The sequence below is a fragment of the Nonomuraea rhodomycinica genome (assembly GCF_013363995.1).
In the GTDB taxonomy this organism is placed as follows: Bacteria; Actinomycetota; Actinomycetes; order Streptosporangiales; family Streptosporangiaceae; genus Nonomuraea; species Nonomuraea rhodomycinica.
In genome coordinates this window covers 1-1,844 of the sequence record NZ_JABWGO010000029.1, presented here as the reverse complement: position 1 = coordinate 1,844, position 1,844 = coordinate 1, and the positions used below count along the sequence as shown (strand labels likewise).

Annotated in this window: 1 protein-coding gene; it reads left to right on the top strand. The window is 67.7% G+C overall.

Going from position 1 to position 1,844, the window contains the following annotated elements; translation table 11 throughout:
• Positions 1–1,844: DNA-directed RNA polymerase subunit beta (rpoB, locus tag HT134_RS44250; protein ID WP_175606498.1), on the top strand; the 1,844-nt coding region annotated here is incomplete at both ends.

The following is a 1,844-nucleotide window of genomic DNA, read 5'->3' as shown; positions in this document are numbered from 1 at the left end:
GCCGACGAGGAGGACCGCTACGTCAAGGCGCAGGCCAACACGGCGCTGAACCCCGACGGCTCCTTCGCCGAGGCCCGCGTCCTGGTCCGCACCAAGGGCGGTGAGACCGAACTGGCCCGTGCCGAGGAGGTCGACTACATCGACGTGTCGCCGCGCCAGATGGTGTCGGTGGCCACCGCGATGATCCCGTTCCTGGAGCACGACGACGCCAACCGCGCGCTCATGGGCTCCAACATGCAGCGCCAGTCGGTGCCGCTGCTCAAGAGCGAGGCGCCGCTGGTCGGCACCGGCATGGAGTACCGTGCCGCGACCGACGCCGGTGACGTGATCAGCGCGGAGAAGGCCGGTGTGGTCGAGGAGGTCTCCGCCGACTACATCACGGTCATGAACGACGACGGCACCCGCACCACCTACCGTGTCGCCAAGTTCAAGCGCTCCAACCAGGGCACCAGCTTCAACCAGAAGCCGATCGTGGCCGAGGGCGACCGGGTCGAGGTCAACCAGGTCATCGCCGACGGCCCGTGCACCGACAACGGTGAGATGGCGCTGGGCAAGAACCTCCTGGTGGCGTTCATGCCGTGGGAGGGTCACAACTACGAAGACGCGATCATCCTGTCCCAGCGGCTGGTGCAGGACGACGTGCTGTCCTCGATCCACATCGAGGAGCACGAGGTCGACGCCCGCGACACCAAGCTGGGCCCGGAGGAGATCACCCGCGACATCCCCAACGTGTCGGAGGAGGTGCTGGCCGACCTCGACGAGCGGGGCATCATCCGCATCGGCGCCGAGGTCGTGCCCGGCGACATCCTGGTCGGCAAGGTCACCCCGAAGGGCGAGACCGAGCTGACGCCGGAGGAGCGGCTGCTGCGCGCGATCTTCGGTGAGAAGGCGCGTGAGGTGCGTGACACCTCGCTGAAGGTGCCGCACGGCGAGCAGGGCAAGGTCATCGGGGTTCGGGTGTTCTCCCGTGAGGAGGGCGACGAGCTGCCGCCGGGGGTCAACGAGCTGGTGCGCGTGTACGTGGCGCAGAAGCGTAAGATCACCGACGGTGACAAGCTGGCCGGCCGGCACGGCAACAAGGGCGTCATCTCCAAGATCCTGCCGGTGGAGGACATGCCGTTCCTGGAGGACGGCACGCCGGTCGACATCATCCTCAACCCGCTGGGCGTGCCCGGCCGGATGAACGTCGGCCAGGTGCTGGAGACCCACCTCGGCTGGATCGCCGCACGCGGCTGGGACATCTCCGGCATCCAGGAGGCCTGGGCCGAGCGGCTGCGCGACAAGGGCTTCGCCCAGGTCGAGCCGCGCACCAACATGGCCACCCCGGTCTTCGACGGCGCCCACGAGGAGGAGATCGTCGGTCTCCTCGGCAGCACCATCCCCAACCGCGACGGTGACCGGATGGTCCAGGAGAGCGGCAAGGCCCGCCTCTTCGACGGCCGCTCCGGCGAGCCGTTCCCGTACCCGATCTCGGTCGGCTACATCTACATCCTCAAGCTGCTGCACCTGGTCGACGACAAGATCCACGCCCGGTCGACCGGCCCGTACTCCATGATCACCCAGCAGCCGCTCGGCGGTAAGGCCCAGTTCGGCGGCCAGCGCTTCGGTGAGATGGAGGTGTGGGCGCTGGAGGCCTACGGCGCCGCCTACGCCCTGCAGGAGCTGCTGACCATCAAGTCCGACGACGTCCTCGGCCGCGTGAAGGTCTACGAGGCCATCGTCAAGGGCGAGAACATTCCCGAGCCCGGCATCCCCGAGTCCTTCAAGGTCCTCATCAAGGAGATGCAGTCGCTGTGCCTCAACGTCGAGGTGCTCTCCAGCGACGGCATGTCCATCGAGATGCG